The organism is Pontibacillus chungwhensis BH030062, from assembly GCF_000770675.1.
Taxonomy (GTDB): Bacteria; Bacillota; Bacilli; order Bacillales; family BH030062; genus Pontibacillus; species Pontibacillus chungwhensis.
Genome location: NZ_AVBG01000005.1, coordinates 90,620 through 117,031 on the forward strand (window position 1 = coordinate 90,620; position 26,412 = coordinate 117,031).

At 39.6% G+C, this 26,412-nt stretch carries 32 protein-coding genes; 19 read left to right on the forward strand and 13 right to left on the reverse strand.

The window, feature by feature from the left end; translation table 11 throughout:
* Positions 1-4: 4 nt before the first annotated feature.
* Together N780_RS08495 and N780_RS08500 are read left to right on the forward strand one after the other, a co-directional pair.
* A complete protein-coding gene (locus N780_RS08495) occupies positions 5-652 on the forward strand; it encodes an amino acid ABC transporter permease (RefSeq protein ID WP_036782414.1) in 648 nt (215 codons plus the stop codon).
* Positions 645-1,361 (forward strand): amino acid ABC transporter ATP-binding protein, encoded by a 717-nt coding sequence (locus N780_RS08500; RefSeq protein WP_036782417.1) that lies wholly within the window; start codon positions 645-647, stop codon positions 1,359-1,361. Before N780_RS08495 ends, N780_RS08500 begins: the two co-directional genes overlap by 8 nt.
* 77 nt (positions 1,362-1,438) lie before the next feature.
* Here N780_RS08500 and spxA read toward each other — a convergent pair whose 3' ends face one another.
* Positions 1,439-1,834, reverse strand: coding sequence for a transcriptional regulator SpxA (gene spxA / locus N780_RS08505; RefSeq protein ID WP_036782420.1), 396 nt, complete (start codon positions 1,832-1,834; stop codon positions 1,439-1,441).
* 1,104 nt (positions 1,835-2,938) lie between these two features.
* Here spxA and N780_RS08515 point away from each other — a divergent pair.
* Positions 2,939-3,856 carry a proline dehydrogenase family protein gene (locus N780_RS08515; RefSeq protein ID WP_036782426.1) on the forward strand — a complete coding sequence of 306 codons (918 nt, stop codon included), beginning with the start codon at positions 2,939-2,941 and terminating at the stop codon, positions 3,854-3,856.
* Between the two features lie 43 nt (positions 3,857-3,899).
* Positions 3,900-5,447 (forward strand): L-glutamate gamma-semialdehyde dehydrogenase, encoded by a 1,548-nt coding sequence (pruA, locus tag N780_RS08520; protein WP_036782429.1) that lies wholly within the window; start codon positions 3,900-3,902, stop codon positions 5,445-5,447.
* Positions 5,448-5,495: 48 nt separating this feature from the next.
* Here pruA and N780_RS08525 read toward each other — a convergent pair whose 3' ends face one another.
* Complete coding sequence (locus N780_RS08525; protein WP_036782431.1) at positions 5,496-5,912, reverse strand: VOC family protein; 417 nt, start codon at positions 5,910-5,912, stop codon at positions 5,496-5,498.
* Between the two features lie 221 nt (positions 5,913-6,133).
* On the opposite strand from N780_RS08525, the gene N780_RS08530 reads away from it, so the two are divergent.
* Positions 6,134-7,414, forward strand: coding sequence for a PucR family transcriptional regulator (locus N780_RS08530; RefSeq protein ID WP_036782433.1), 1,281 nt, complete (start codon positions 6,134-6,136; stop codon positions 7,412-7,414).
* Between the two features lie 96 nt (positions 7,415-7,510).
* On the opposite strand, the gene N780_RS08535 is transcribed toward N780_RS08530, so the two are convergent.
* On the reverse strand, positions 7,511-8,056 hold the full coding sequence (locus N780_RS08535) for a PadR family transcriptional regulator (protein WP_036782435.1): 546 nt from the start codon (positions 8,054-8,056) through the stop codon (positions 7,511-7,513).
* Between the two features lie 146 nt (positions 8,057-8,202).
* Between N780_RS08535 and N780_RS08540 the strand changes: the two genes are divergently transcribed.
* The 3 genes from N780_RS08540 (at position 8,203) to N780_RS08550 (ending at position 10,413) form a co-directional block, all read left to right on the forward strand.
* Positions 8,203-8,442 (forward strand): hypothetical protein, encoded by a 240-nt coding sequence (locus N780_RS08540; protein ID WP_036782437.1) that lies wholly within the window; start codon positions 8,203-8,205, stop codon positions 8,440-8,442.
* Positions 8,443-8,547: 105 nt separating this feature from the next.
* The gene (locus tag N780_RS08545; protein ID WP_036782440.1) at positions 8,548-9,258 is read left to right on the forward strand and encodes a GntR family transcriptional regulator; all 711 of its coding nucleotides are present in this window, start codon (positions 8,548-8,550) and stop codon (positions 9,256-9,258) included.
* Positions 9,259-9,528: 270 nt separating this feature from the next.
* Positions 9,529-10,413: a glycine betaine ABC transporter substrate-binding protein gene (locus N780_RS08550; RefSeq protein WP_036782443.1), complete on the forward strand. Its 885-nt coding sequence runs from the start codon at positions 9,529-9,531 to the stop codon at positions 10,411-10,413.
* A 51-nt stretch (positions 10,414-10,464) separates the two neighbouring features.
* On the opposite strand, the gene N780_RS08555 is transcribed toward N780_RS08550, so the two are convergent.
* Complete coding sequence (locus N780_RS08555) at positions 10,465-10,650, reverse strand: YqaE/Pmp3 family membrane protein (RefSeq protein WP_036782445.1); 186 nt, start codon at positions 10,648-10,650, stop codon at positions 10,465-10,467.
* Positions 10,651-10,831: 181 nt separating this feature from the next.
* On the opposite strand from N780_RS08555, the gene N780_RS08560 reads away from it, so the two are divergent.
* The 6 genes from N780_RS08560 (at position 10,832) to N780_RS08585 (ending at position 14,365) form a co-directional block, all read left to right on the forward strand.
* On the forward strand, positions 10,832-11,635 hold the full coding sequence (locus tag N780_RS08560; protein WP_036782448.1) for a VLRF1 family aeRF1-type release factor: 804 nt from the start codon (positions 10,832-10,834) through the stop codon (positions 11,633-11,635).
* A 169-nt stretch (positions 11,636-11,804) separates the two neighbouring features.
* A complete protein-coding gene (locus N780_RS08565) occupies positions 11,805-12,110 on the forward strand; it encodes an antibiotic biosynthesis monooxygenase family protein (protein ID WP_036782451.1) in 306 nt (101 codons plus the stop codon).
* Positions 12,107-12,466: a hypothetical protein gene (locus N780_RS08570; RefSeq protein WP_036782453.1), complete on the forward strand. Its 360-nt coding sequence runs from the start codon at positions 12,107-12,109 to the stop codon at positions 12,464-12,466. The genes N780_RS08565 and N780_RS08570 overlap by 4 nt, the downstream gene beginning before the upstream one ends.
* A gap of 11 nt (positions 12,467-12,477) precedes the next feature.
* On the forward strand, positions 12,478-13,125 hold the full coding sequence (locus tag N780_RS08575; protein ID WP_036782456.1) for a cobalamin B12-binding domain-containing protein: 648 nt from the start codon (positions 12,478-12,480) through the stop codon (positions 13,123-13,125).
* Positions 13,097-13,867, forward strand: coding sequence for an STAS domain-containing protein (locus tag N780_RS08580; RefSeq protein WP_052114958.1), 771 nt, complete (start codon positions 13,097-13,099; stop codon positions 13,865-13,867). The genes N780_RS08575 and N780_RS08580 overlap by 29 nt, the downstream gene beginning before the upstream one ends.
* A gap of 228 nt (positions 13,868-14,095) precedes the next feature.
* Positions 14,096-14,365: a glutaredoxin family protein gene (locus N780_RS08585; RefSeq protein ID WP_036782459.1), complete on the forward strand. Its 270-nt coding sequence runs from the start codon at positions 14,096-14,098 to the stop codon at positions 14,363-14,365.
* A gap of 50 nt (positions 14,366-14,415) precedes the next feature.
* Here the strand turns inward: N780_RS08585 and crcB (N780_RS08590) are convergent, their stop codons facing one another.
* From crcB (N780_RS08590) to N780_RS08625, 9 genes are all read right to left on the reverse strand, one after another.
* Positions 14,416-14,772, reverse strand: coding sequence for a fluoride efflux transporter CrcB (gene crcB / locus N780_RS08590; RefSeq protein WP_052114959.1), 357 nt, complete (start codon positions 14,770-14,772; stop codon positions 14,416-14,418).
* Entirely contained in the window at positions 14,769-15,152 is a 384-nt protein-coding gene (crcB, locus tag N780_RS08595) for a fluoride efflux transporter CrcB (RefSeq protein WP_036782463.1), read from the reverse strand. Before crcB (N780_RS08595) ends, crcB (N780_RS08590) begins: the two co-directional genes overlap by 4 nt.
* 62 nt (positions 15,153-15,214) lie before the next feature.
* Positions 15,215-15,622 carry a Fur family transcriptional regulator gene (locus N780_RS08600; protein WP_036782466.1) on the reverse strand — a complete coding sequence of 136 codons (408 nt, stop codon included), beginning with the start codon at positions 15,620-15,622 and terminating at the stop codon, positions 15,215-15,217.
* Positions 15,619-16,470: a metal ABC transporter permease gene (locus tag N780_RS08605; RefSeq protein WP_036782469.1), complete on the reverse strand. Its 852-nt coding sequence runs from the start codon at positions 16,468-16,470 to the stop codon at positions 15,619-15,621. The genes N780_RS08600 and N780_RS08605 overlap by 4 nt, the downstream gene beginning before the upstream one ends.
* Before the next feature lie 13 nt (positions 16,471-16,483).
* Entirely contained in the window at positions 16,484-17,239 is a 756-nt protein-coding gene (locus N780_RS08610) for a metal ABC transporter ATP-binding protein (RefSeq protein WP_036782472.1), read from the reverse strand.
* A gap of 16 nt (positions 17,240-17,255) precedes the next feature.
* Positions 17,256-18,191 (reverse strand): metal ABC transporter solute-binding protein, Zn/Mn family, encoded by a 936-nt coding sequence (locus tag N780_RS08615; RefSeq protein WP_036782475.1) that lies wholly within the window; start codon positions 18,189-18,191, stop codon positions 17,256-17,258.
* 530 nt (positions 18,192-18,721) lie between these two features.
* A complete protein-coding gene (locus N780_RS19760) occupies positions 18,722-18,892 on the reverse strand; it encodes a hypothetical protein (RefSeq protein WP_156969113.1) in 171 nt (56 codons plus the stop codon).
* Positions 18,893-18,911: 19 nt separating this feature from the next.
* Entirely contained in the window at positions 18,912-19,289 is a 378-nt protein-coding gene (locus N780_RS08620) for a hypothetical protein (RefSeq protein ID WP_036782478.1), read from the reverse strand.
* Between the two features lie 173 nt (positions 19,290-19,462).
* Entirely contained in the window at positions 19,463-21,016 is a 1,554-nt protein-coding gene (locus N780_RS08625) for an MFS transporter (RefSeq protein ID WP_036782481.1), read from the reverse strand.
* 233 nt (positions 21,017-21,249) lie between these two features.
* Here N780_RS08625 and N780_RS08630 point away from each other — a divergent pair, with 233 nt between their 5' ends.
* The 5 genes from N780_RS08630 (at position 21,250) to N780_RS08650 (ending at position 26,402) form a co-directional block, all read left to right on the forward strand.
* The gene (locus tag N780_RS08630) at positions 21,250-21,636 is read left to right on the forward strand and encodes a DUF302 domain-containing protein (RefSeq protein ID WP_036782484.1); all 387 of its coding nucleotides are present in this window, start codon (positions 21,250-21,252) and stop codon (positions 21,634-21,636) included.
* A 149-nt stretch (positions 21,637-21,785) separates the two neighbouring features.
* On the forward strand, positions 21,786-22,106 hold the full coding sequence (locus tag N780_RS08635) for a metal-sensing transcriptional repressor (protein ID WP_036782486.1): 321 nt from the start codon (positions 21,786-21,788) through the stop codon (positions 22,104-22,106).
* Between the two features lie 12 nt (positions 22,107-22,118).
* A complete protein-coding gene (locus N780_RS08640; RefSeq protein ID WP_036782488.1) occupies positions 22,119-24,506 on the forward strand; it encodes a heavy metal translocating P-type ATPase in 2,388 nt (795 codons plus the stop codon).
* 32 nt (positions 24,507-24,538) lie between these two features.
* A complete protein-coding gene (gene copZ, locus N780_RS08645; protein WP_036782491.1) occupies positions 24,539-24,745 on the forward strand; it encodes a copper chaperone CopZ in 207 nt (68 codons plus the stop codon).
* A gap of 193 nt (positions 24,746-24,938) precedes the next feature.
* On the forward strand, positions 24,939-26,402 hold the full coding sequence (locus tag N780_RS08650; protein ID WP_156969114.1) for a catalase: 1,464 nt from the start codon (positions 24,939-24,941) through the stop codon (positions 26,400-26,402).
* The last annotated feature ends 10 nt before the right edge of the window (positions 26,403-26,412 follow it).

Genomic DNA, 26,412 nt, shown 5'->3' on the forward strand with positions numbered 1-26,412 from the left:
CGGTATGGAAGAGATTATCCCATCAATCCCCTTTATATTAGAGGGGATTCTCATAACATTAAAATTCGTCTTACTATCTGGAGTTATAGGATTCATACTAGGAATTGGAGTGGCTCTTGCGAAACTTGGTAAAAGTAAAGCATTAGGGAAAATCGCAGGTGCCTATACAGCATTCTTCCGAGGGACACCTCTTATCCTGCAACTTGTCTATATCTATTATGTCATTCCGCAAGTAACACCTTGGAACATTGAGCCGTTCGTCGCAGGTGTAATCGCGTTTTCGTTGAACTCTGCTGCCTATATTTCTGAAATCATCAGAGCTGGTATTCAATCCGTTGATAAAGGTCAATTTGAAGCAGCTAAAGCTCTCAATATCCCATATTTCAAGGCAATGCGAAAAATTATTTTGCCACAAGCTATTAAACACATTTTACCTGCTTTAATGAATGAAGGCATTATGTTACTAAAAGAATCGGCTGTTATTTCTGTTATTGGTGTATCAGATATTATGCGCAGAGGACAAATTGTAGCAGCTGATACCTACAACTATATTGGAGCCTTAACCATCCCATTAATCTTATATTTCCTTATGGTTCGGATGCTAGAGATGTACGGGTCTAGGGTAGAAAGAAGGTTGAGTTACAGTGATTAAAGTAAATCAATTATCTAAAACATTTAAGAAGATGCCTGTTCTAAATAATATTTCAACAGAGATTAACAAGAAGGAAGTAGTTGCAGTGATTGGACCATCTGGGTCTGGTAAATCAACTTTTCTCCGTTGTTTAAATGGATTAGAACAACCAACAGAAGGCCAAGTTTATATTGATGGGACACAACTCAATGAACAAAATGTGACTCAAATACGTGAGAAAACAGGCATGGTGTTTCAGCACTTTCATCTCTTCCCTCATATGACCGTGCTTCAGAATATCACCTTTGCTCCTATGGAGACACATGGAAAGAGCAAAAAAGAGGCTGAAGAGAATGCCATGAAGCTACTTGAAACTGTGGGGTTATCCGATAAAGCAAATAGTTACCCGAATCAACTATCAGGTGGACAGAAACAAAGGGTTGCTATTGCAAGAGCACTTGCTATGCATCCAGAGATTATGCTTTTTGACGAGCCTACATCAGCGCTCGACCCAGAAATGGTAAAAGAAGTTTTGGATGTTATGAAGCAACTCGCGAGCACGGGGATGACCATGGTTATTGTGACTCATGAAATGGCTTTTGCACGTGAAGTAGCCGATCGGATTATCTTCCTTGATCAGGGAGCTGTAGTAGAAGAAACAACACCTATTCAATTCTTTAATACTCCTTCAACTGAAAGAGCGCAGTCTTTCTTACAGAAAGTTCTTTAATCATAAGGAAAGCCCTCTATTTAATATAGAGGGCTTTTTGGTATTATCTAATACAAAGGCGGTACCAATCCGGAGAATTAGTTAGCATTTTGTAAAGCTTCTTCAAGCTGATATGTGCGAACTTTGCGTGGGAGGAAACTGCGAATCTCATCTTCGTTAAAGCCAACTTGCAGACGCTTCTCATCAAGCATAATCGGACGCTTCAAAATGCTTGGGTTCTGCTCGATTAACTCATAAAGTTCACGCATTGTTAAATCATCTAAATCTACATCTAACTCTTTAAATACCTTTGAACGTTCAGAAATAATTTCTTTCGTCCCATCTTCTGTCATACGAACGATTTCTTTAACTTCGTCTGCAGATAAAGGTTCAGAGAAAATGTTGCGTTCTGTGTACTCTAAGTTATGTTCCTCAAACCACGCTTTCGCTTTACGGCAAGATGTACAACTTGGAGATAAATAAAGTGTAATCATGCAATGAACCTCCTAATGGTCATTTGAATGTTACCTTACTTTCTTACTTTCCATCATATAAATCAGGGTGGACGTAAGTCAACTTGCATTCCCAAGTATACCACTTGGTATGAAACTGGGCAAAATGATATTTCTCCCAAAATTGAGGGAATATGTTCCTCACCTTTTGATGTGAAAGTATGATAAAGTCATAGGCTATTTTTCTTGCATATGCTTGTTTAATACCCGTTATGTGATTAAGGTATGCATCAATGGCACACCCGGCTGTTTTCGCCGTGATTAGATTGTAACATAAATATCTTTAATTTGAGATAGTTAATTTATTAATAATGATCCAATATTCTACTTTTCCTGATAAGCCGCCTTATGTTGAAGACTTGAAGCTGAGACATTTTATTATGTAGGGGGATGCCTGCAATTATGAGTGCTTGGGCTTGCTCGGGGACAACTCGCTTTCCTGCGGTGAGCTGGGAAGCCTCCTCGTTCGCTGTCGCTCTCTGTGGGGTCTCCCCTAGGCTCCTTCCCCCGCGGGAGTCTCGCAGTCCCCGAGCAAGCCCTGGCATAAAGAGGCTAAACGGCCCCCCTTAGAGGGTATAGAGGAAAGCTCACTTTTCCCTATATGGCATGTTTCCGTTCCTTCATATATGGCAAAGGTGGGCCGGGGAACTGCGAGACTCCTGCGGGAGAAAGAGGTAGACGAGACCCCGGAGCGAACAAAGTGAGTGAGGAGGCTCGACAGCTCGCCCGCGGAAAGCGAGTAGTTTCCCGGCCCACCTTAATCCACACTAGCGTCAACGGAAACATTATCTCTCAACAATCCTGCCTTTTCTGAAAAGAGAAGGGATCACGGAGTTGTGTCTGGATAATTCGAAAACTTATGTTTATCTATGGTGAATCGGGGTACACATCATAGGTGGTAAAGCGCTTTCAGGGGCGGTTGTGTATAAACCACAAAATTTTTGGCTGAAGTTTGTGGCATGGGCACGTTGTGGTATAGTCACTATAAAAGTTATAATTTTCTTAATAGAAAAACATTTAGCACAATAAATGTATCTCTTTAATCTAAAGAAATCGTTACATCAACGATGAAGGGGTGTGGTGGTCGTGGAAGCGTTAAGTAAGAATTTCTTCTTATTATTATCCAATAGTTCAGTACTCGACAAGATGGCCAAGAAATGGGGGCCGCGTCTGGGAGCGGATAAGATTGTGGGGGGAGAGTCGTTTGACCAGGCCATTCCATTAATCCAACAGTTGAATAGTCAGGGGCTGCATGTAACGGTGGATCATCTCGGTGAATACGTGAACTCAGAAGCGGAAGCTAGAGAGCGTGCCGAAGAATGCATAAGTACGATCCAAGCTATTCATAACCATCAGTTGAACACGCAGCTAAGTTTGAAGTTGACCTCACTTGGTCTCGATATCAGCCGCGAACTTGTCTATGAAAATATGACACGCATATTAGATGCAGCAAAGCAATATGATGTGGTTGTAACAATCGATATGGAGGATTCTTCTAGAACAGAGAAGACGCTGGAGTTGTATAAATACTTCAAAAAAGACTATGACAATCTTGGTACTGTCATTCAATCGTATCTATTCCGTTCAAACCAAGACGTTGAGGAATTAAGCGACTATAACGCATACTTGCGTCTTGTGAAAGGTGCTTACAAGGAATCTGGGAAAGTAGCTTTTACGGAAAAGTCAATGGTGGATGATAACTTGAAAAAGTTAATTGCCAAGCACTTGTTAAATGGGAATTACACAGCGATTGCGTCACATGATGAGGCTATGATTGAGTTTACAAAGGACTTTGTTGAGAAGAACAATATTCCAAAAGATCAATTTGAATTTCAAATGCTTTATGGCATGAGAAATCAAATGCAGCTTGATCTTCTGCAGGAAGGATACAAAGTTCGGGTCTATCTCCCTTATGGAGAAGACTGGTATGGATATTTCATGAGAAGGTTAGCAGAGCGCCCGGCGAACATCGCTTTTGCGGTGAAAGGGCTCTTTAGTAAATAAATTAGCTACTGCTTAAATAACGAAGAGGAAGGGGAAATGAATGATGGTACAACCGTACAAACACGAACCATTCACAGATTTCACAGTTAAAGAAAATAAGAAGGCTTTTGAGGATGCTTTGCAGCAGGTAAAAGGCCAGCTTGGCCAGGACCACCATTTACTTGTGGACGGAGAACGCATCTTAACGGATAATCACATCGTTTCCACAAACCCTGCTAATACAGAACAAGTTGTTGGACGTGTATCAAAGGCTACTCAAGAGCTTGCTGAAAAAGCGATGCAAGCTGCTTCTAATTCATTCGAATCTTGGAGAAAATGGTCAGCTGAAGCGCGTGCAGGACTTTTACTTCGTGCCTCCGCTATTATGCGTCGACGCAAGCATGAACTTTCCGCTTATCTCGTTTATGAAGTAGGTAAGCCTTGGAAAGAAGCAGACGCAGATACAGCAGAAGCTATTGACTTTCTAGAATATTATGCTCGCCAAATGTTAGAAATTGATAAAGGGAAGCACGTTGAGAGCCGTCCAGGCGAACGTAACCGCTACGTTTATCAGCCAATCGGTGTAACGGTAGTAATTCCGCCATGGAACCTGGCCCTTGCCATTATGGCTGGTACGACTGTGGCACCTCTAGTAGCAGGAAACACAGTGGTTATGAAGCCAGCAAGTAACAGCCCGGTAATCGCGGCGAAATTTGTTGAAATTTTAGAAGAAGCAGGACTTCCTAAAGGTGTTCTAAACTTCGTACCAGGAAGCGGTGGAGAAGTTGGAGACTATTTGATTGAACATCCAAAGACTGCTCTAATCTCCTTCACAGGTTCTCGTGACGTTGGCCTTCGTATAATGGAGAAAGCCTCTGTACGCCAAAATGGTCAAAACCATCTGAAGCAAGTCATTGCTGAAATGGGTGGTAAGGACACTGTTGTCGTTGACAAGGAAGCCAACATTGATACTGCTGTAGAGGCCATCATTGTTTCAGCGTTTGGATTCTCAGGACAGAAATGTTCTTCTGGTTCACGTGCTGTCGTGCACCAAGATGTGTACGATGAAGTACTAGAGCGTGTTGTAGCTCGTACGAAAGAACTTTCTGTAGGGAACGCAGCAGAATCAAACGTTTATATGGGACCAGTTGTAGACCAGTCTGCATATGACAAGATTATGTCCTATATGGAAGTAGGAAAAGAAGAAGGGCGTCTAATGATAGGTGGTAAAGGCGATGATTCCAAAGGTTACTTTATTGAGCCAACGATTTTTGCAGACCTTGCGCCTAATTCCCGTATGCAACAAGAGGAGATCTTTGGACCAGTTGTTTGCTTCACAAAAGCGAAAGACTTCGATGAAGCGATCGAGATTGCGAACAATACGGAATACGGCTTAACAGGAGCGGTAATCTCTGATAACCGCCAGCACTTAGAAATCGCAGCTCGCGACTTCCATGTGGGTAACCTTTACTTTAATCGTAACTGTACTGGTGCTATTGTTGGCTATCAGCCGTTCGGTGGATTCAAAATGTCTGGTACGGACTCTAAAGCCGGTGGACCAGATTATATCGCTCTCCACATGCAAGCTAAAACAATTTCTGAAATGTATTAATAAAGAAAAAGCTTCTCACCTAGGTGAGAAGCTTTTTTGTGTGTATCTTTATTGGTTTGGATAGTCGCAGTACTCCACAATCGTTCCTTCTGTATCCGCTGGGTTAACGTAAATTAATCGTCTACCATGCTTGTTGGTGCGTAAGCTTCCTTCTAAAATGCGAATGCCATTTTCTTCTAGTTCTTTTATAGCCTCATCCAAATCATCTACTTGATAAGCCACATGATGAACGCCTTTTCCTTTTTGTTTAATGAACCGGGCAATAGGTGAAGTCGTATTATTCGTTGGCATTAAAAGCTCGGTACGAAATCCGTTAACATCCATAATGGCGATCTCACTTTCAACTCCGATTGCTTCACTGCGATAACGGTCAATCATTGTTGCACCTAACACGTTTTCATAAAAATGAATACTTTCTTCTATATTTCGAACGGCTACGCCGATATGATCCAAATGTTTCTCCATATTAATTCTCCTCGTCTCATTAGTGGAACCATTGTATCATAATGTCCCTATGTACTGTTCTTAAAGTATTTTCATACATCATGATTTCAGATAATATAAACTGAATATTAAAAAGACTATTAATACTCTGCAACATCGCCTTTCCCTTTTGTGAGAAAAGTCGCTATAATGAACATTAGGTTTTCTTGTTCGACACCGCTTTGAAAGGTAAGGGATGAACTATGGATCAAAAGGAGCTCATTTTTCAGACTGAGGATATACATAAAGCGACAGAGTTTATTAGCTCGAAGCTTGATAAACCAGTCATTGTTGAAAGTAAAAACTTTGAATTAATCGCATATAGTTCTTCATTTGAAGAATTTGACCAAACTCAACAGAAGACGATTCTGTCTAAGAAATGTCCCGTTTTTATTATTGATCGTTTGAAGAAAGAGGGAATCGTCCAAAAAGTAGAAAGTAAACCAGAGCCTATTCGCATAGAACCGATTGAGGAACTTGGCTTTTACCAGCGCATTGTAATTGCTGCAAAACACTTAGGTCACACGATGGGGTACATTTGGGTGCAAGAGTCCACGTCTTTATTAAAAGAAGAAGACCTGGTGTTTTTAGAGGAAATTACATCGCATATCGGGAAACTGATTTACGATGCTTATTCACGAGTCAATGTAAAAGAGGGGCGTAAGGATGAATTATTGTGGAAACTTATCCATCATGAGTATGGGAGCGAGACGCAATTCAGACATGATTCAAAACAAGTGAAGCTAAAGTTGCCTGAGAGGTGTGCGGTATTAATCTTCTCCATAACTGACCCGCAACACAATGAGCTGTTAGGAACGTTAAAGGATCTAGTGATCCACTCTCCTTTACGACAGGATATTCAGTTCTTAAAGACAGAATTTCAAATTGTAATGTTTGTTCATGGGAGAGCGAGTGACCCGTTTAGTGCGACAGATACAGGGAGAGCGTTTATTGAAGAAGTGAAACAGTCTCTTGATGGTGACTCTTTTTATTACTTCATGATTGGTCTTGGAAAAGAATATACGAAGTTAATAGATGTAAGAAAGAGTTTCTTAGAAGCCCTTGAGGTCATTGAAACGGCTAACTTTATTGAACCAAGGCCAGAAACCATGCCAAGAGAATTTGCTAAGTTAGGAGTTTACAGATACTTGGCTACTCTCTATGAGAAGAATAGTTCTGAGGATTATTTCAGTGAAGACCTTCTTGTATTAATGAAAAAAGATACCGAGGGACAGACCAACTTGTTGGAAACCCTTGAGGTGTATTTGGCCAATAATGGGAAAGGAAAGCAAACAGCATCAGAATTGTTTATCCATCCAAATACGTTGAACTATCGATTAAAGCAAATATTAGATCTAACAAATATCAATTTACAAGATTTCAATATGAAAAGCTATTTATACACAGAACTGCTTCTCTTAAATAATGTACCTGGTTACTATAAACGATATCGGGAAGCCATTTCAGTTCATTTGAAAGAATAAAGAAGCGGATGCAAATAAGCATCCGCTTCTTTATTGACTAGTAAACCCAGTAAAGGGACAGGAGTGATGGTTCAATTACTGAGGTTCTGACATGAATCAAGCGCGATAGGACTCGAGTAATTCTAAGGCCCATTCGCACCATTCTACATACATTTTTGCATATCTTTTCCCAAATTCAGAAGTTAAATAGCTGCCAATTTCAAGGTAACTAGGGTAATCTTGTTCTCCGTAATGTTCTAGCTGCCATTGAGACGTTCCTGCTAGTATAGCTTTTTCTCTCGCTAGTATTCTTTCTAAGAGAGTGACGGCTTCTTCTACAGAGATCGCTTGAAAGGCAGAAGCACGAAGGAGAAATTCATCTTTTATCTTGGCAGGTTTAACAGCTTCTTCCATCATCCATTCAATTAATCGTTTTTCACCCTTATGGGTAATCGAATATAGTTTCTTGTTTGGGCTTCCTTCCTGGACAATCGTTTCATATGTGACGAGCTCCTCATCACGCATCTTATTTAATTCTTGGTAGACCTGAGAATGTGTGGAATTCCAAAAATAAATGTGCTGTGTCTTAAATGTGCTATGTAAGTCATAGCCTGAATGCGGACCCTTAGTCAACAATCCGAGAAGGGCATATCGTATAGCCACAGTCTACATCTCCCTTTACTCAACTTGCTAGTTTTATTATACGCTACATTACTAAAAGGGAAAACGGAAGCATGTGCTATGGATGTTTATCATTGCCAATTAGGAGGGAATGGGAATACCAATAATAAACATAAGGAGGAATAAGCATGGCTGAAAAACGATTAAGTGAACTAGTACAAGGAGAAAATTATTCTGCACAGGAGTTAGATAGTTTTGTGTCAACGACAGATGCTGTACTTCTATCCACCAATGAGAATCAACTATTCACAGAACCAGAGCGAGAATACAAGGTAACTGGTGAATTCGCAGGCTTCTTTGAGCATTCCTCTGAAGATGGGGAGAAATACTTCCGAAATAAAAAAGCATACATTGTGGAGAAAGTATAAAGAAGTTAATAGAAACCAATGATAAAAAGGACTTAATCTATTCAGGTTAAGTCCTTTTTTAGGTATAATAGATCTTCCGATTATATTAGTAAGGGAGGTAGCGGGATGGCCGGGAGACAGAATCGAGTTCCTTACTATCTTCAAGTTAAGCACAGTATTATTGAGAATATTAAAAACCAAAGTTGGAAACCTGGAGAAAAGATTCCATCAGAGAATCAGCTCATGCAACAACATCAAGTAAGCCGCTCTACTATTCGTCAAGCAATTAGTCAGTTAGCCCAGGAAGGAATCCTTGAAACAAAACGAGGAAAGTCCACTACTGTTAAGAAGAAACCTTCCGATCACGTTAAGAACCCAGGAGTTATTCAAACAGAGAAAGGCTCCGAGTTTAGTGTTCATTTAATAAGAACTGTACATGGTAAGAAAATGGACTTCGCGAAGAAGATGTTAGGTTTAACAGAAGAACAGTCGGTATATATGTACGAGCGTCTTCGTTTAGCTGATGGCATTCCAATTGCCTTTCAACAATTATTCGTTCCAGAACACATTGTTGAGGCACTTACAGATGAGGACTTATTGGTATTTGATTTCCACTCCCATCTAGAAGAAATAGGGGTGATTGCGAGTTATTCTAAAGATTACGTATCAGCTTCTCTGGCGAATACATATGAGGCTGACTTCTTAGGTGTAGTAGCAGGAGACCCCTTAGTTGATCTGACAAGAATTACACTGGGAATTGATCAGTCTCCTCTTGAATATTGTAGAACCAAATATTTGCCTTCTTATTTTGATTTTACTGTAGAAACGAGAGGATAACACTTTAGTCATCAGGGCTGAAGTGTTTTTTTATGGCATAAATTTTTTGAATGTCTGTGTGAAAACACAAAGGCTGAAGTTCGCAACAAAACGGCTCATACTCATGGATGCAGAACACTGCTGGAAAAGGAAGAGAATGGATATAACTTGCATGATATTTACGTTACATGTTAGTATAAGTTTTGTGGTTATACGAACATGTATGTTTCTTACATAATAACTGCATACATATCTAGTAAACTATTAAATTAAACTTGGGGGAATAGACGCATGAAAGCATTAAAAAGAATCCTACCGGCGCTTTTTATCGGAATGTTACTTGTTCTGGCCGGGTGTGGAGATAGTTCTGGTTCTGAAGAAGGATCTGATGAATCGAATAAAACAATTGAGCTTGGTTTAAATAACTGGGCAGAGAACGTGGCTGTATCAAATATGTGGAAAGTCATTTTAGAAGATGAAGGCTACACAGTTAACTTAAATATGACGGAGAAAGGTCCTTTATACCAAGCTTTGAAATCAGATGATTTGGACCTTGCTTTAGAGGTTTGGTTACCACATACGGATAAGCCATTCTATGAAGATTACAAAAACGATGTAGATTTCCATAAAGACCAAACTTGGTTTGATGGTACGATCTTAGGACTTGCTGTACCTAGTTATGTAGATGTGAACAGTATTGAAGAACTAAATGAAAATAAAGAGATGTTTGAAGATGGTAAAATTTACGGAATTGATGCAGGATCAAGTCTTATGGGCTTAACAGAAGATGTTATCAAAGAATATGATTTAGAATATTCTACTGCCGCTTCTTCTGGTCCTGCGATGACGACTCAACTGGGAGAGTCTATTCGTAAAGAGGAACCGATCCTTGTAACACTGTGGAAGCCTCACTGGGTATTTGCAGAATATGATGTTAAATTCTTAGAAGACCCGAAGAACGTTTATGGGGATGAAGAGAATATTAGCTGGATGTCTCGTCAAGGTTTCACAGAAGATTACCCTGAAGTAACAGAATATATTAATACATGGAAGATGAATGATGAGCAATTAGGTAGCTTAATGAATATGGTAAAAGAAGCTGAATCTCCTGCTGAGGGTGCTCAGAAATGGGTAGATGAAAACGGTGATCTTATAAACGAATGGTTAGGAAAATAATCATACACTATAAAAAAAGGACTTTCCGTGAAGGGAAGTCCTTTTTTGCGGTTATACAGCAGTGCCATATTTTTTCGCCCGCTTATCATCTTTATGGTCTTTTACGACGAGAACTGCATGTATTGCACCTGGTATAACGCCAAGTATGGTTAGTAATAGGTTAATTATTGCTTGAAAAGGCTTGCCTACAAATAGTACGGCAATAGGTGGCAATAAAATAGCTAGTAGGTATAACATGATTTACCCTCCTGAATGGAATGTCTTGCAATTTATTAAGTATATTACCCGCTGTCCACAAAGTTAATCTAACCAGTTTATGATAAGAACTTGTAATTTAATAGGTTTTAACTTACTTCTTTACGGTTACATAAATAGTACGCAGAAACTTAAGTAGCCCGATAAGGAGTGAAGTTTAATTATGACATTACAAAAAGACTTAAAGAAACTAGAGAATTTCTACACAGAAAAACCTCACCGAGTACTAACCATGTACTTAAATACAGACTTAGCTGACCGAGAACAACAAGGCGGCGAGTGGAAGATTCATTTCAAAAATGGAATGAATAACTTTGAACACTACCTTCAGGAGAGCGGAGATAAAGATGAATTGAAGAATTTCCGCAGTCTAAAAGAGCAGTTAGAAACATATGTAACAGATTATGAGCGAAATCTTTCTAAAAGCTTAATTGTATTCGCATCAACGGATGGCCAACTTTGGCACGCTCAACCTATTCAAATGCCAGTAAAAACAGAATTTTTCTGGGAAGAAGCACCTGTATTGGATCAGTTAAGAGAACTGAACAATGAATTCCCTAAAACAGGCGTTGTGCTAGTTCAGCAAAATGATGTGAAAGTTATTGAAGCGGAACTAGGTGCTGTAGATGATGTGAAGTACTATGAACTAGACCTTAATACAGAAGACTGGCGTCTACACACTGGCCCACACCAGGCTCAAGCCTCTATGGGGTCAGGAGGTAAGAACCCAGGCAAAGAGAAGTTTGAAGATCGATATCGTGCGAATCAACAACGCTGGTATAAGAGCCTTGCTCCGACGCTAGACAAGTTAGCTAAAGATGGCCAATGGCAACGTATTTATCTAGTCGGAAACCAAGATGAAACTGATGAGATTCAAGCTCATATGAATAAACCAATTGATGAGCATGTACCAAAGAACCTATTGGAACATGAAGAAACACAAGTTCTTAACGAAGTGGTTTTATAAAAAAGGGAAAACTCTGCAACATTGAGTTGCAGAGTTTTTCTTTTTTTCTATACATAATAATAACCGGAAGCAGTACGGCTTCTAATAATAGGAACTTGCACCTTTCTTAAATAAATCTCGAAAATATGATAAAATAATAATTACAAATTTGAGCTTTAAGGAGAATAAGATGTATATCGTTGACTCTACTGTAGTTGTTCCTGAGGAAAAAGCAGATGAATTAATTGAAATCTACCAAAACCGTTCAAGAAGCGTCGATCAATGGGAAGGTTTTCGCTCTTTTCAACTTCTCCAAAACGACAAAAAGCCTGGTGAATTAACGGTTCATATGGAATGGGAATCTAAGGCTCATTATATGAAGTGGGCAACAAGTGAAGAATTTCAAAAAATACACGAGCTCGAGAAAAATTATCCGGATAAAGCACTCGCGAATATTCCCCCAAAAGTTAAGAAATTCAAAGTGGTGGCAGAATGAAGGCTTCAGAGAGGGAGAAGGTCGTTGAGCAAGTCGTTCATGAAATTTATGAAGCTTATCCGTTCTTATGGGAACGTTTCGGTGAAAATGGACATAAGCGAACAACAGAAGATAATTATCACCATTTAGACCACCTCTCTACAACTTATAACATGGGCGAGGAACAGTTTTTTATGGATTATACGAAGTGGCTACAAACGGTTTTAACGAGCCGTAATGTAGGCACAGAGCTGATTATTGATAATTATGAACGTTTGTACCGACATTTGGATAAGCTTGAGGACCAAGAAGAAAGCAATGCGTATAAGGATTATTTGACGAGCGGTATTCAATTTTTAAAAGCAACGAATGAGTAAGGGGTGAGGAGATGGACGATTTTTCTAAGCTTGCAAAGTTATTTCTTGAAGGAAATGAAGATGATGCCATTCATTATTTGTCTCAGATGGGGCCAACTCCTAATCGTCTTCATTTGTATGAGCAATTCCTTACTCCAACTATGTACCATATAGGAGATCTATGGGAACGAAACGAAATTTCAGTTGCTGATGAGCACTTAGCTACAGCAGTATGTGATTTTGTTTTATCTCAATTGGACAGCATGGAAAAACGTAAGGTTGAAAAAGGCACTAGTAAAGCGCTATTATTTGGGATTGAAGAGGAACAACATTATTTAGGTTTGAAAATGGTAGCTTCTACGTTCAGAGAGTATGGATGGGATGTACGATACCTCGGTCCTAATTTGCCTTTAGATCATGCACTTACCCAAGTGAATCGATACAAACCTGATGTTATTGGAGTATCTGCTGCTTTGTCATACCGCCTACCTGTCTTGAAAGATGTTATTGAACATCTGATTCATCTTGATTGGTCACCCACGGTGTTAATAGGGGGGAGAATGGCGAAGGAGTATGATTTAAGTTCATTTGCATCAGATCAGGTGGTTGTAATGAAAGACTTACACCAGTTAGAAGCATGGATAGAGGGGAATGAAGAAGACATTAATGCGACAAGTTAACAATCAATTTCCAGCCCCCTGTCTAACCATAAACAAAAAATACACGATTCTTGAATACACGCAAGAAGCGAGTGAGATGTTTCATCTGACTCCTTCTTTATGGGAAATCATAGAAGAAGGCAGTCATACAAAAGTAAAAGAGTGGATTGTGCCTTCTGAGCCTAAGGCTAAAGTAGAGATTAATATGATTACAGCTTCTAAACAAGTTGTACTGGTTGATCTTTATGTGAAATGGACGAATGATTTACAAGCAGAATTGATGATCTTCCCTAAAGAAGGTCAGAATCAGCACGTTTCAAAAATGTTAGATCGCCTGCAGACTCGGTTAAATGAAACGAATTTCGAATTGTTACAGGAAAAGGAAAAATTAGAGGATGCCATTCATGAAAATAATAAATTATCCGCCCCATTCATTCACCTTTCTGAAGACACGTCCTTAATACCTTTGTTTGGTGATATATCAGAAGAAAAACTGTTAACGATAAAAGATCAAGTCCTTTCAAATGCCCATTCTCATGAAACTGACTGTTTGTTATTTGATTTTACAGCTGTAGGTGAAATACACCAAGAAGGAATCTACGTCCTGAAAGACCTCTTCACTAGTCTCCTTTACATGGGGAAGCAGGTCGTAATCGTAGGTATTAAACCGGTACAAGCACAACGTTTGCATCATTTAAAAATTCGATTTAATTTATCTTTCGTTACTTCATTACAAGAAGCCATTCATCGATTCGGCGCGTAATGAGAGCCTTTTTTCTATCTAAGAAAAAAGGCTTATTTTTATGTTTATAAGGAATAATTGGAAAAAATACGTTTTACTACAATAGTGAAATGGAATGGTAATGGTAAATAATCTAGATCAACGCGACCGAGACCCAATACTGGAGTTTCCACTATACCTAGCACGCAAAACGATTTGTCACATGTAGCTTTTGGTAGGTTCATATACTGGCAAAAAGGAGGGAATTCCATGGGGAACAAAGCGATTTACATTTATACTCGGTCAGGTTGTGAAGAAAGTCAATCCTTAAAAAAGTACTTATCTAGAGATCAAATCCCTTATCATGAGATTGATATTAGTCGTTCTCATGATCTTGAAAGTGAATTACTTGGACTTACAGGAACCACGATTACTCCAGCAATTATTGTCGACCAAAGAAGTATATTTGGTAAAAAGAAGCGCGCTGTATTTTCAGGGTATGTAACGAATAAGTCCAATATAAAGCGGGTCATTCAATAAAAAAGCGCCCTTTCCTAGCACAGCTTATTAGGAAAGGGCGCTTTTTAACATTACATAAATAGAACAAATGTCATCCATACAAGGCTTATGCTCAAAAAAAGGCTAGAAGCTATATAGATGATTGCTTCCTTGAATTGATTCGTTTGAAGCAAGGTGATCGTCTCTTTACCAAAAGTAGAAAACGTAGTAAATGCTCCACAAAATCCCACACCAGCTAATTGCCATATGGATTCTGGAAGAACATGTTTCGTTCTTAGTACCACTAATCCTCCTAATAGTAACGATCCGAGAATATTTGCAAGCCAAGTCCCGTAAGGTAGAGATCCTTTTGGATTCCCAACTTCGCTCACAAGGAATCGGGCTAAAGCTCCAACCCCTCCGCCAATAGCTACGTAGGCAAACATCATTTCGCATGCCCCTTCCAGTTATTAGCCGTGAAAAAACCGAGCCAACTTAATACTAACCCTCCTGCAAGGCTTGACACAACATATAGGATAGCAAGTGTTTGTGAAGTATCCATCCAAAGCTGAACCGTTTCTGTTGAAAAAGTTGAAAACGTAGTGAAAGCTCCAATGATTCCTGTAGTTATTCCGATTTTTATTGAAGAAGGAATACCTTTCATAAACGTTGGATGAGTGCTTAGATAGGTAAGTAAAAAGCAGCCAATCAAATTGACAAGGAGTGTTTCATATGGAAATACAGATGCCTCTTCAATCCATATGGAAATCATAAATCGACCTGAGGCTCCAAGAGCCCCTCCTATAAATATTGCGAGGTATACAGACATTGTGTCGTAGGTCACTCCCTTATTGGAGAGAAGGGGGAGAAACTGTGGCCCCTTCAGTACGTTTATTTACACGCAGGACATTTTCCGTAGATTTCAAATTTATGATTTTCTATAGCATAATCTTGCAGTTCCCCTGATACCTGCTGCATAGGGCAGGTGTGAATCTCCTTGGTTTTTCCACAATCAAGACAAATAAAGTGATGATGGTGTTTTGACTCACACTTCATACGAAAGTGTTTCTCACCTTCTAATTCCGTTACTTCTAACAAGTTAAGATCCACAAACAGATGTAAATTACGGTAAATCGTATCGAAGCTAATACCAGGGTACTTATCTTCCATCATAATCTTTACATCGCGTGCAGTTCGATAGCCGTTTTGCTCATAGAAAAAGCGTAACAGATCTTCGCGTTTGTCTGTATACTTATGACCTTTTTCTTTTAATTCTTCAAGTGCTCGTTGTAAATTCACGCTTTCACCCTCTTTGTACGTGTGCGTTGGATGACTTGCTTCACAAGAATCGTAACTAACAAGATTAGAATAGATGTTAAAACAATCGTACCTCCCGGCGGGATTTCAAAATAATAGCCAAATATAAGACCACTAATGACCGAAACTTCGCCAAAGACAATGGATAAAAGAATGGCTTGCTTGAATCCTCGAGCAATTCGAATGCTAGCCGCCACAGGTAGTGTCATAAGCGCTGATACAAGCAACACTCCAACGATGCGAATCGAAGCAGCAATGACAAGTGCAGTTAACACAATAAACAAGAAGTGTATGCGTCTCGCGTGAATTCCAGATACAACAGCGTGTTCCTCATCAAATGAGAGCATAAACAATTCTTTGTAGAATAGGGCAATCAGTGATGTTACAAGTATAGCGACAATTAGAATCGTCCATAAGTCTTGTCGACTAACAGCTGTTACCGAACCAAATAAATAATTGAATAAGTCCGTATTAAATCCATCAGCCATAGAAATGAAAATTACACTGAGGCCAACGCCACCGGATAGAATAATGGGGATGGCTAATTCTTGATAGGCTTTATAAACGCGGCGGAGTTGTTCGATAAATACTGATCCAATTACAGAGAAACTCATACCAGCGTAAAAAGGACTGATCCCTACACCAAATTTCTTATCAAGCATAAGGCCAAAGGCAATTCCAGATAATGTTACGTGGGAAAGGGCATCTGCAATTAGAGATAGACGTCTTACAACGACGAATGTTCCAAGCAGGGGGCCGATAAAGCCGATAAGTAAACCAGTGTAAAGAGCATTTCTTAAAAATTCATATTGTAAAAAGCTTGATAACATAATGATTCCTCCACTAATGGTCGTGGGTCACAGCATTAACAGGGTGACCGTAAATATTCGATAGATCTTGATCATTTAAATCGTTAAAGGATTCAGGATCACCGTGAAAATGAATCTGTTTATTCAAACAGGCGATATCGCTAGCATAGGATGTCATGGTTCCTATGTCATGAGTAACAAGCAATAGCGTAATGCCTTTATTTTTATTTAAGTCTCGGAGCATCTTATAAAAGCGATGCACGTTTTCTGTGTCCACACCAACAGTCGGTTCATCAAGGATTAGAAATTCTGGCTCGCTCACAAGAGCTCTGGCAATAAATATTCGTTGTTGTTGTCCACCTGATAGGTCACCAATGTTTTGGTGAATGTAATCAGACATGCCAACCAAGTCAACGGCTTCTTTAATCTTCTCCTCATGTTTCTTCTTAAAGAATCGAAAATAGCCGACTTTAGATGTCAGGCCCATTGAGACAACCTCATATACGGTGGCAGGAAAGCCGCTATTAAAGCTGTTTGCCTTTTGTGAGACAAAGCCAATTCGGTCCCACTCTTTGAATTTATCTATGGACTTTCCGAATAAGCGAATATCTCCTCTTTTTTGGTGTAACAGTCCAAGTATGAGTTTAATTAAGGTGGTTTTTCCTGAGCCATTTGGTCCCACAAGCCCCACAAAGCTTCCAGGTTGAATGGTAAAATCAATGTGCTCTAGTACATCTTTTTGTTCGTAGGAATAGCTTACATTCTCGATACTTAGTACGGGTGTAGTCAACGTAGTTCTACCTCCTTTAGTTATGATTTAATACCGTTTTAAGCACATTTAGGTTTTGACGCATTAAATCAAAGTAATCGTTCTCTTCATCTATATCCTCCCTCATCCGAACGGAGAGGTTATGAATGGACAAAGCTTCTGCACCGATTTCTTGTTGAACAATAGTTGCTATCTCGTTTGAAACATTTTTTTCAAAAATCATGTAGTCTATATTTTCTTTCTTACCAGTTAGAATTAAGCGTTCGATATCCTTCTGAGAAGGTTCACTACTAGGGGAAATGCCATTTACCGAGATTTGTTCAACACCGTATCGTTCTTCCCAGTATCCATACGCTCCGTGAGCAACTAAGAATTTGTTGTGATCAGCATTTTCTACTACACTTTGGAAATCTTCGTGCAAAGCGGTAAGATCTTTGCTCAGTTTGTTGAAGTTTTCTTTATATAATTCTTTGTCTTCTGGGTTTAATTCTATTAATTCTTCTTTAATATAGCTAGCCATTTCCTTGGCGCGAACCGGATCAAGCCATATGTGTGGGTCTTTGTCACCGTGGCTATGACCTTCATGACCTTCCTCTTTGTTATCGACATGAGAGAATAAGGACTCATGAATGCCTAATTCCACTAGTGAAACATTCTCGTTATTTAAAGATTTAGCTGCACTTTCTGCAAAGCCCTCTAACCCAGCTCCCAGATAAAAGAACGCATCGCTCTCAGCTAATTGCGCCATCGTTTTAGCAGTGGGCTCAAATGTATGAGCATCTGCTCCTGGTGGATAAATGGACTCGACATCAACTGTATTTCCACCAATTTTTTCTGTAAAGTATTCTATTGGATAAATGGATGTATAGATTGTCAGGCCTTCTATGGAAGAGTCGTTTTTAGTATTGGATGAACAAGCGGAAGCTATGAGTAACACACTAGCCACAGCAAGACTTGTAATCAGTTTCTTCATTCTCATATTCTCTCCTTTGGACGGTTTGTTTACACAAAACCTTAGTAATTGTATCGTAACGATTCCGATTTGTAAATAAGAATGATTCCGATTTAACGCGTCGAATGAAATTTTCATTCGACGTACATGTGAATGATAAATAAGCCAAGAGTGATCTCACTCTTGGCTTGTTTTATATGGATTCAATTATAGAGGTGGTCTTGAACAATGGTTATTCAAGAAAAGGGCAGGATTGTTGAAGACTCGAAGCTGAGAGAATGTTTCCGTTAGCTTCAATTGAGCATAAGGCGGGCCTGGAAACCACTCGCTTTCCTGTGGGGAGCTGGTGAGCCTCCTCAGCCGGCTAGCCGGCTTCCCAGCTCCCCGCAGGAAAGCGAGTTGTCCCCGAGCAAGCCCAACCACCCATCTAACATAACGGTCCTTACCAGCTTAAATATCTCAACTTCAAGTCTTCCATATAAGGGGGCATATTTGAAGGAATAATATTCACCACTCAACATTAAGAGACAGAGGCAGCAACTTTATTAGTGTTAATTGCTCACATAGACTACGCCAAATGAAACAATAAATAAAACAATCATGAGTGCTATAAATTGATAAAATCCTTTTCTAGTTAATGAATGATTAACCGTTTCCTTTTTAATAAGTATATAGGAAACGACCATACCCACCACAATAAGTGTAGGGAAAAACCATTCCATGATACATCTCTCCCCTTAACTAGTATTTTTTAGCCAGAAACACCATTGTCAGAAACAGTGTGGATATATTTAATGAGATTAATATAGTTAGGGCATCAACAACGTTTAAGGAAATTACGTTTAATTCGAGACCTAAGAGTAGTAGGCTAATGTATACCATCATAGCAGTAAAGGAATAAAACATAGCCTTTTGTCTTATTAATTTCATTCGTTCGTCTTTCTGCTTAAATTGTGGATATAGGAAGCTCATGCTATAAGAAAGGACCGCCATTGATAAAACCGTATAAGTTTGAGGGAGCAGTGTACTATTAGCTGAAACCCCCGCGGTGATGAAAAAGGCTCCCATTACTCCGAAGAGTGAGCCCATTATAATGAAAATTTTTGGATAATAATCCAAGTGTACCCCACCTCTTTGTTAAAAAATGTTTGTACGTACATAGTATTGTAAAATGAACTTAACGTCAAGTTAACTTTACTTTTGATGCATTTGATGTTCTGAGATGTGTGGTCCTGATTACTTTATTTACAAAAAAGAAGAGGATCTTAGATTGTCCTCTTCTTAAAATAGTCTTATGAATGTTTCCGTAATCTGCGTAAACGTAGGGTTCCAAAGAGTGCAAGTGCACTAATGATTAAAGATGAGATAAACAGTCCATTATAGCCGCTGCCCACAACTTGTTGCAGACTTGAAAGCATGGATTCACGTAACTTTTCATCCTCGATCAATTTGAAGGTGCTCTTAATTGATTCAAAATCTTTATCTTCTAAACTTTCTCCTTCAGGTAAGAAGAGGGATCCTCCTGCATGAGCTGGTATGGCTTCTTCTGATAGATTGTTTGAGACTTTTTCTTCGACATTCGTAAGTGACCTGGCTAGAAATCCTGCATAGATCGTCGGGGCAATGGTCATACCTAGTTGGCGAAATAGGGAGGTTGTTCCAAGTGCTACTCCTTTTTGTTCTGATGTGTTTTCTGTAGCAAGGACATTAATTGGTGCACCAAGCATCATCCCAAAACCTGCCCCTACAAATGAACTGGCGATAGCCATTTGCCACAATGAATCGACCCATAAAGGGAATAGTAAGAAACCGGTTATGGCTAACAAGCTCGCGGTGATTAGTGTATAGATCGGTCCTTTCTTATCCACAAGCGTTCCGCCTCCGCCAGCACCTAATCCTGATGCAAGGGCAAGAGGAGTAAACCAAAAGCCTGCTTGTTCCCGAGGAATATTTAAATATTGCTCAATATATCCGGGAATAAAGATCACGGAAGCGAGAATCATACCAGAGAATGAAGCAAGTAGTAACGTCCAGCGGAAGGTAGGTGTTTTAATCAAATTCAATGGAAGAATTGGATCCCGATCGGGTCCGACACGTTTTTCAACTTGGAATAGGACAATGAATAAGACAACAGACAATAAAAAGATAGTAAAAAACGTTGGTTTCAACAGACTGGTTAGCAAAGCTTCTCCCTCTAACAAAGTTAAGCTGTACATAAGAGAGAGAATGGCTGTAGTAAGGAATAGAATGCCTGCCCAGTCCATTTTTTCTTTAACAAGCTCTTGTTCTTCTTCCTTAATGAATCTCCCCCCGAATAACAAGAGTAGAATTGAGATTGGGATATTAATAAGAAATAACCAGTGCCAGCTCCCGGTTGCTTGTAAAATAAGCGCGCCCAGGTTTGGCCCAAGTATGGCCGCGATGCCGTTCATCCCACCGATTAGTCCTAGTGCTCGCCCCTGCTTGTCTTTAGGGAATGTGTTCAATACATAAGAGCTTGCAATGATGAAGATCCCCCCACCCCCTAGAGATTGCAAGAATCTAGAAGCGAGAAAAAGAGCAAAATTAGGGCTTAAAGCCACACATAAAGAACCTATACCGAAAAGTGTAACTTCAATCATAAACAGGCGCTTTCTGCCAAACTGATCCGATAACTTTCCTATAATAGGAACTGATATGGCTAAGCCTAGTGTATATAATGTAATTGTCCACGCCCCCCAGGTTGCACTTACATCGAAGGCGTAAATGAGAGTCGTGAGTGAGGCAGTAATAATGCCATTATCTAATGCAGCCATAAAGACGCCAATCGCAAAGACGAAAAGGGCCCCTTTTAGTTGACGATTCATGCGTTTCCTCCTAATAACTATGTAATACGAAAGCGTTTTAATAACTATAGAAAATAGTAGCAATAATTTAGGGTGAAATCAATGAGATATGAATGTAAGGCCCTTTTCTTGAGGACCAAGGAACAGAAAGCCTTGTCCTTATTGTTGAATAAACACGGCATAAAATCTCTTGTTTAGGTTATACCAATAAGGGTATATAAATGGTAGATCATATTTAATGAGGAGGCATTACCATGTTCCATTACACAGTTGAAACATCTAAAACATTAGATGAAGCGGTAGAGGCGCTTCAGGCTGAGTTGAAAGAAGAGAAGTTTGGAGTACTTTGGGATTTCAATGTGAAAGACACTTTGCAGAATAAGGGGTTTGACTTCGATACCACCTATCGGATTTTAGAAGTTTGTAATCCTGGAGAGGCGAAGTCCATTTTAGAGAAGAATTCACTGGCAAGTTATTTCCTTCCTTGTAAAGTAGTTGTGTATGAACAAGAGGGTCAAACTAAGATCGGTATGCCAAAACCAACAGCCTTAATTGGATTCTTAGAGGATTCGGAACTTAATGATCAGGCAAAAGATATTGAAGAGCGTATGGCAGCATGCATGGACAAGGTAGCTCAGTAAGATACCCTGTATATGTATACCGAAGTTTATAGAAATGAAAGGTTAGCAAAGTTTAATTTGCTAACCTTTTTTACATGCAAGGAAGTTGACGAAAATACATAACGGGGGTATAGTAATATACATATAAAGCAAAATAAGGAAGTGAGCGAATGGATCATTCCATGTTACCAGAAGATAGTGGGAAAAAGCCTGTAATGCCTCGGACAGATGAAGAAAAACAAAAGGTGCTCAATCGCTTAAAGCGAATTGAAGGGCAAGTTCGCGGAATTCAAAAGATGATCGAAGAAGATCGATATTGTGTCGATGTTCTTGTGCAAATATCAGCTATTAATGCTGCCTTGAAAAAAGTAGGCTTTTCTTTAATGGAACGGCACACAAATCATTGTGTAGCTGATGCGATTCATAAAGGGGATGGCGACGAAGCCATTCAAGAACTTATTAAAGTAATGGAACAGTTCTCCAAGTCCTAAGGAGGGTATTCGATGGGTAACGAAGCGAAACAAATGAATGTCGGAATCACAGGGATGACTTGTGCTGCATGCTCGACTCGAATAGAAAAAGTCTTGAATAAAATGGATGGCGTCGAAGCAAGAGTGAATCTTGCGATGGAGAAAGCCCAAATTGAATACAACCCAAACCAAGCGAGTACCTCAGATATTGCGGCTAAGATTGAAAAGCTTGGATATGGCGTGCAAACTGAGAAAGTTGAATTAGATATATACGGAATGACCTGTGCTGCATGCTCATCTAGAATAGAAAAAGTACTCAATAAAATGGATGGTATTCAAACAGCAACAGTGAATCTGGCTAATGAAACAGGTGTTGTAGAATATCAATCTGGATTGCAAGATATTGATGCGATTATAGCAAAAATACAAAAACTTGGTTATGACGCGGAACCTCGTGTGGATGCTGATGAAAAATCATCACAAAAAGAGCAGGAATTGAAGAAAAAGCAAATGAAACTCATTATATCAGCACTTTTATCCTTGCCTTTATTATATACGATGTTTGAGCACCTATTTGGCTTGCCTGTTCCGTCATTAATCATGAACCCTTGGGTACAGTTTGCCTTGGCAACACCTGTTCAGTTTATTATAGGCTGGCAGTTTTACGAAGGAGCTTATAAGAACCTTAAGAATAAAACAGCAAACATGGATGTATTAGTTGCTCTTGGAACAAGTGCCGCCTATTTTTATAGTCTAGCTGAAGCAATACAGGCTACAGTAGGGACAATGGATACCCCTCACTTGTATTTTGAAACAAGCGCAGTTTTAATTACACTTATTCTTTTAGGGAAGTATTTTGAAGCCATTGCAAAAGGGAGAACGACACAAGCTATTTCCTCTTTACTTAATTTACAGGCAAAAGAAGCAACTGTAATAAGAAATGGTGAAGAGGTGAAGCTTCCTATTGAGCAGGTAGTCGTGGGGGATCACATTCTTGTACGTCCTGGCGAGAAAATTCCTGTAGATGGCAGCGTTATAGATGGTCATACATCGATTGATGAATCTATGATTACAGGCGAGTCGATCCCTGTTGAAAAGAGTGAGGGAGAAGCTGTGATAGGTTCTACTATTAATAAGAATGGAACCATTACAGTAGAAGCGACGAAAGTAGGTAAAGACACAGCGCTTGCTGGCATTATAAAAGTAGTTGAAGAAGCGCAAGGGTCTAAGGCACCCATTCAACGTATGGCTGATGTTATTTCAAGTTACTTTGTACCAATCGTAGTAGGCATTGCTCTTATTACATTTGTCATCTGGATTGCAATTGTTAATCCAGGTAACCTTCCTGTAGCTCTTGAAGCGTCTATAGCTGTTCTTGTTATTGCTTGTCCTTGTGCTCTAGGATTAGCAACACCAACCTCAATTATGGTAGGGACAGGAAAGGCGGCAGAACAAGGGATTTTATTTAAGGGTGGTGAACATCTAGAATCTACCCACCATGTTCAAACGATTGTATTTGATAAGACAGGAACGATTACAAACGGAAAGCCAGTCGTAACGGATTTTGAAGGAGATAAGGAAGCGTTACGTTTAATAGCTGCTGCTGAAAACAGTTCTGAACATCCGTTAGCTCAAGCAATTGTCCAATATGTTAAAGATAAAGGTGTTCATATACCAAAGGCAGATTCTTTTGAAGCAATTCCCGGGCATGGTATCAAAGCCAATGTAGAGGGAAAAAGGGTATTAATTGGAACTAGGAAGTTATTTGAGGAAGAAAATGTGGAATATACTCCATACAAGGAGACGATGGTTGATCTTGAAAACGACGGGAAAACGGCCATGCTCCTAAGTATAGATGGAAAGTCTAGTGGGATTATAGCGGTAGCAGATACCGTGAAAGAGTCAGCAGCTAATGCTTTGGCTGAATTAAAAGAACAAGGCATTGAACTTGTGATGCTAACTGGAGATAACCAACGGACAGCCCAAGCGATTGCCTCACAAGTTGGAATCGACCGCGTCATCGCCGAAGTGGTTCCGGAACAAAAGGCAGAAGAAGTTCGAAAGCTTCAAGAAAGCGGTAAATCCGTAGCCATGGTTGGAGATGGCATTAATGATGCGCCAGCTCTAGCTGTTGCAGATATCGGAATTGCTATTGGTACTGGTACTGACGTAGCCATTGAAGCTGCTGATGTGACCATTCTTGGTGGAGAACTGACCCTTATACCAAAGGCTATTAGAATCAGCCATCAAACAATGAAGAATATTCGTCAAAATCTGTTCTGGGCACTTGCTTATAACACTGCAGGAATTCCAGTAGCAGCGCTTGGCTTATTAGCCCCATGGATTGCAGGGGCAGCGATGGCATTTAGTTCAGTAAGTGTTGTTTCTAACTCCCTTCGATTGAAGAGAGTTAAAATATAAAATTAAATTTCTAGAGAAAGGATGAATGAATCATGCAAATTACATTAGCCGTTCATGGCATGACTTGTGGTCATTGCGAAAAAGCAGTTAAAGGAGCCGTTGAAGAACTTAACGGTATTCAAGGAGTAGAAGTACATTTAGATACGAATAAAGTAGACGTCACTTATGATGATGTTTATGTATCCAAAGAACAAATCGAATCAGCTATTGAAGAACAAGGATACGATGTTGTTTCATAATTAGATAAGAGTAAAAAGCGAAGCCATATGGTTTCGCTTTTTTATATTAAGAAGACCTTTTATAGAATGGTATTAATTTATAAGAGTATTTTTTTGATAACAAATATAAATAATAGGCCGAAAAACGTTTTCTGATGTTTATAGTTGGGAATAGGGTAACCAACTTGGGTAATCCATTAAAAGGAGATGTTACATAGTGAGTAATAAGAGAAAAACATTAACGACTGAAGGCGGCATACCTGTAGGGGATAACCAAAATTCCATGACGGCTGGCTATCGTGGACCTACCATTGTTCAGGATGTGCACTTGTTCGAAAAGCTTGCTCACTTCAATCGTGAGCGTATTCCTGAGCGAGTCGTACACGCTAATGGAGCAGGCGCGTTTGGTTATTTCGAAGTGACAAACGATCTCTCTAAATATACAAAAGCAGATTTCCTATCTGAAGTGGGTAAAAGAACAGATATGCTTGCTCGCTTTTCAACAGTAGGTGGCGAAAAAGGTTCTGCTGATACAGCGCGTGACCCACGCGGCTTCTCACTTAAGTTTTATACAGATGAAGGTAACTATGACCTTGTAGGAAACAATACGCCTGTTTTCTTTATTCGTGATGCGATTAAATTTCCTGATTTCATTCATACACAAAAACGTGATCCGCAAACGAACCTTAAAGATCCAGATATGGCATGGGATTTCTGGTCTCTATCTCCAGAGTCTCTTCACCAAGTGACGATCCTTTACTCCGATCGCGGCGTTCCAGCTACCTTCCGTCACATGCATGGCTATGGAAGCCATACATTTAAGTGGACCAATGCAGAGGGTGAATCGGTTTGGGTGAAATACCATATTCGTACAGATCAGGGGTATAAGACTCTTGATGAAGATACGGCTGTAAAGATTGCAGGTGAAAATCCCGATTACAAAACGGAAGATCTATTCACCGCAATTGAAGAAGAAGATTATCCTTCCTGGACGATGTATGTACAAATTATGCCTTTAGAAGATGCAGATACGTATAATATCGACCCATTTGATGTTACGAAAGTGTGGCCTCACGATGATTATCCATTAATTGAAGTTGGTAAGATGGTTCTGAACCGAAATCCGAAGAACTATTTCACAGATATTGAGCAGGCTGCATTTAGTCCAGGTAACTTTGTTCCTGGTATTGATGTGTCCCCAGATAAAATGCTTCAAGGTCGAATTTTCTCATATGCCGATGCTCATCGTTATCGCTTAGGAGCAAACTATGAAACACTACCCGTCAATCGCCCTAAAGTAGAAGTGAACAATTACCAACGTGATGGAGCAATGCGATTTGATGATAATGGTGGAGGATCCAAAAACTATGAGCCTAACAGTTATGACGGCCCAGTAGAAGATCCTGCTGTAAAGCAAGCTACTTATCCAGTCTCTGGACTAGCGGATAGTACTCCTTATGATCATGATGACCATTACACTCAGCCAGGTAATCTATATAGACTCATGACTGAAGACGAGAAACAACGTCTTGTTTCTAACATTGTTGGTTCAATGAAGGAAGTGCGTAAGGAAGAAATACAACTACGCCAAATCAAGCACTTTTATAAAGCAGATCCAGATTACGGTGAGCGTGTTGCAAGTGCTCTAGGATTAAAAGTACCACAAGAAGTTAAATAACGTTGACTCT

Bases quoted from the DNA above. Each gene is read 5' to 3' on its own strand.
- N780_RS08630 (WP_036782484.1), top strand. From the start codon at position 21,250: ATGTTCCATTACACAGTTGAAACATCTAAAACATTAGATGAAGCGGTA.
- N780_RS08555 (WP_036782445.1), bottom strand. From the start codon at position 10,650: ATGTTATACCTACTAGCTATTTTATTGCCACCTATTGCCGTACTATTT.
- N780_RS08640 (WP_036782488.1), top strand. From the start codon at position 22,119: ATGGGTAACGAAGCGAAACAAATGAATGTCGGAATCACAGGGATGACT.
- N780_RS08580 (WP_052114958.1), top strand. From the start codon at position 13,097: ATGAAGAAGACATTAATGCGACAAGTTAACAATCAATTTCCAGCCCCC.
- crcB (WP_036782463.1), bottom strand. From the start codon at position 15,152: ATGTCTGTATACCTCGCAATATTTATAGGAGGGGCTCTTGGAGCCTCA.
- N780_RS08540 (WP_036782437.1), top strand. From the start codon at position 8,203: ATGGCTGAAAAACGATTAAGTGAACTAGTACAAGGAGAAAATTATTCT.
- copZ (WP_036782491.1), top strand. From the start codon at position 24,539: ATGCAAATTACATTAGCCGTTCATGGCATGACTTGTGGTCATTGCGAA.
- N780_RS08560 (WP_036782448.1), top strand. From the start codon at position 10,832: ATGACATTACAAAAAGACTTAAAGAAACTAGAGAATTTCTACACAGAA.
- pruA (WP_036782429.1), top strand. From the start codon at position 3,900: ATGGTACAACCGTACAAACACGAACCATTCACAGATTTCACAGTTAAA.
- N780_RS08570 (WP_036782453.1), top strand. From the start codon at position 12,107: ATGAAGGCTTCAGAGAGGGAGAAGGTCGTTGAGCAAGTCGTTCATGAA.
- N780_RS08625 (WP_036782481.1), bottom strand. From the start codon at position 21,016: ATGAATCGTCAACTAAAAGGGGCCCTTTTCGTCTTTGCGATTGGCGTC.
- N780_RS08530 (WP_036782433.1), top strand. From the start codon at position 6,134: ATGGATCAAAAGGAGCTCATTTTTCAGACTGAGGATATACATAAAGCG.
- N780_RS08605 (WP_036782469.1), bottom strand. From the start codon at position 16,470: ATGTTATCAAGCTTTTTACAATATGAATTTTTAAGAAATGCTCTTTAC.
- N780_RS08585 (WP_036782459.1), top strand. From the start codon at position 14,096: ATGGGGAACAAAGCGATTTACATTTATACTCGGTCAGGTTGTGAAGAA.
- N780_RS08635 (WP_036782486.1), top strand. From the start codon at position 21,786: ATGGATCATTCCATGTTACCAGAAGATAGTGGGAAAAAGCCTGTAATG.
- crcB (WP_052114959.1), bottom strand. From the start codon at position 14,772: ATGATGTTTGCCTACGTAGCTATTGGCGGAGGGGTTGGAGCTTTAGCC.
- N780_RS19760 (WP_156969113.1), bottom strand. From the start codon at position 18,892: ATGGAATGGTTTTTCCCTACACTTATTGTGGTGGGTATGGTCGTTTCC.
- N780_RS08615 (WP_036782475.1), bottom strand. From the start codon at position 18,191: ATGAAGAAACTGATTACAAGTCTTGCTGTGGCTAGTGTGTTACTCATA.
- spxA (WP_036782420.1), bottom strand. From the start codon at position 1,834: ATGATTACACTTTATTTATCTCCAAGTTGTACATCTTGCCGTAAAGCG.
- N780_RS08550 (WP_036782443.1), top strand. From the start codon at position 9,529: ATGAAAGCATTAAAAAGAATCCTACCGGCGCTTTTTATCGGAATGTTA.
- N780_RS08545 (WP_036782440.1), top strand. From the start codon at position 8,548: ATGGCCGGGAGACAGAATCGAGTTCCTTACTATCTTCAAGTTAAGCAC.
- N780_RS08495 (WP_036782414.1), top strand. From the start codon at position 5: ATGGAAGAGATTATCCCATCAATCCCCTTTATATTAGAGGGGATTCTC.
- N780_RS08575 (WP_036782456.1), top strand. From the start codon at position 12,478: ATGGACGATTTTTCTAAGCTTGCAAAGTTATTTCTTGAAGGAAATGAA.
- N780_RS08525 (WP_036782431.1), bottom strand. From the start codon at position 5,912: ATGGAGAAACATTTGGATCATATCGGCGTAGCCGTTCGAAATATAGAA.
- N780_RS08565 (WP_036782451.1), top strand. From the start codon at position 11,805: ATGTATATCGTTGACTCTACTGTAGTTGTTCCTGAGGAAAAAGCAGAT.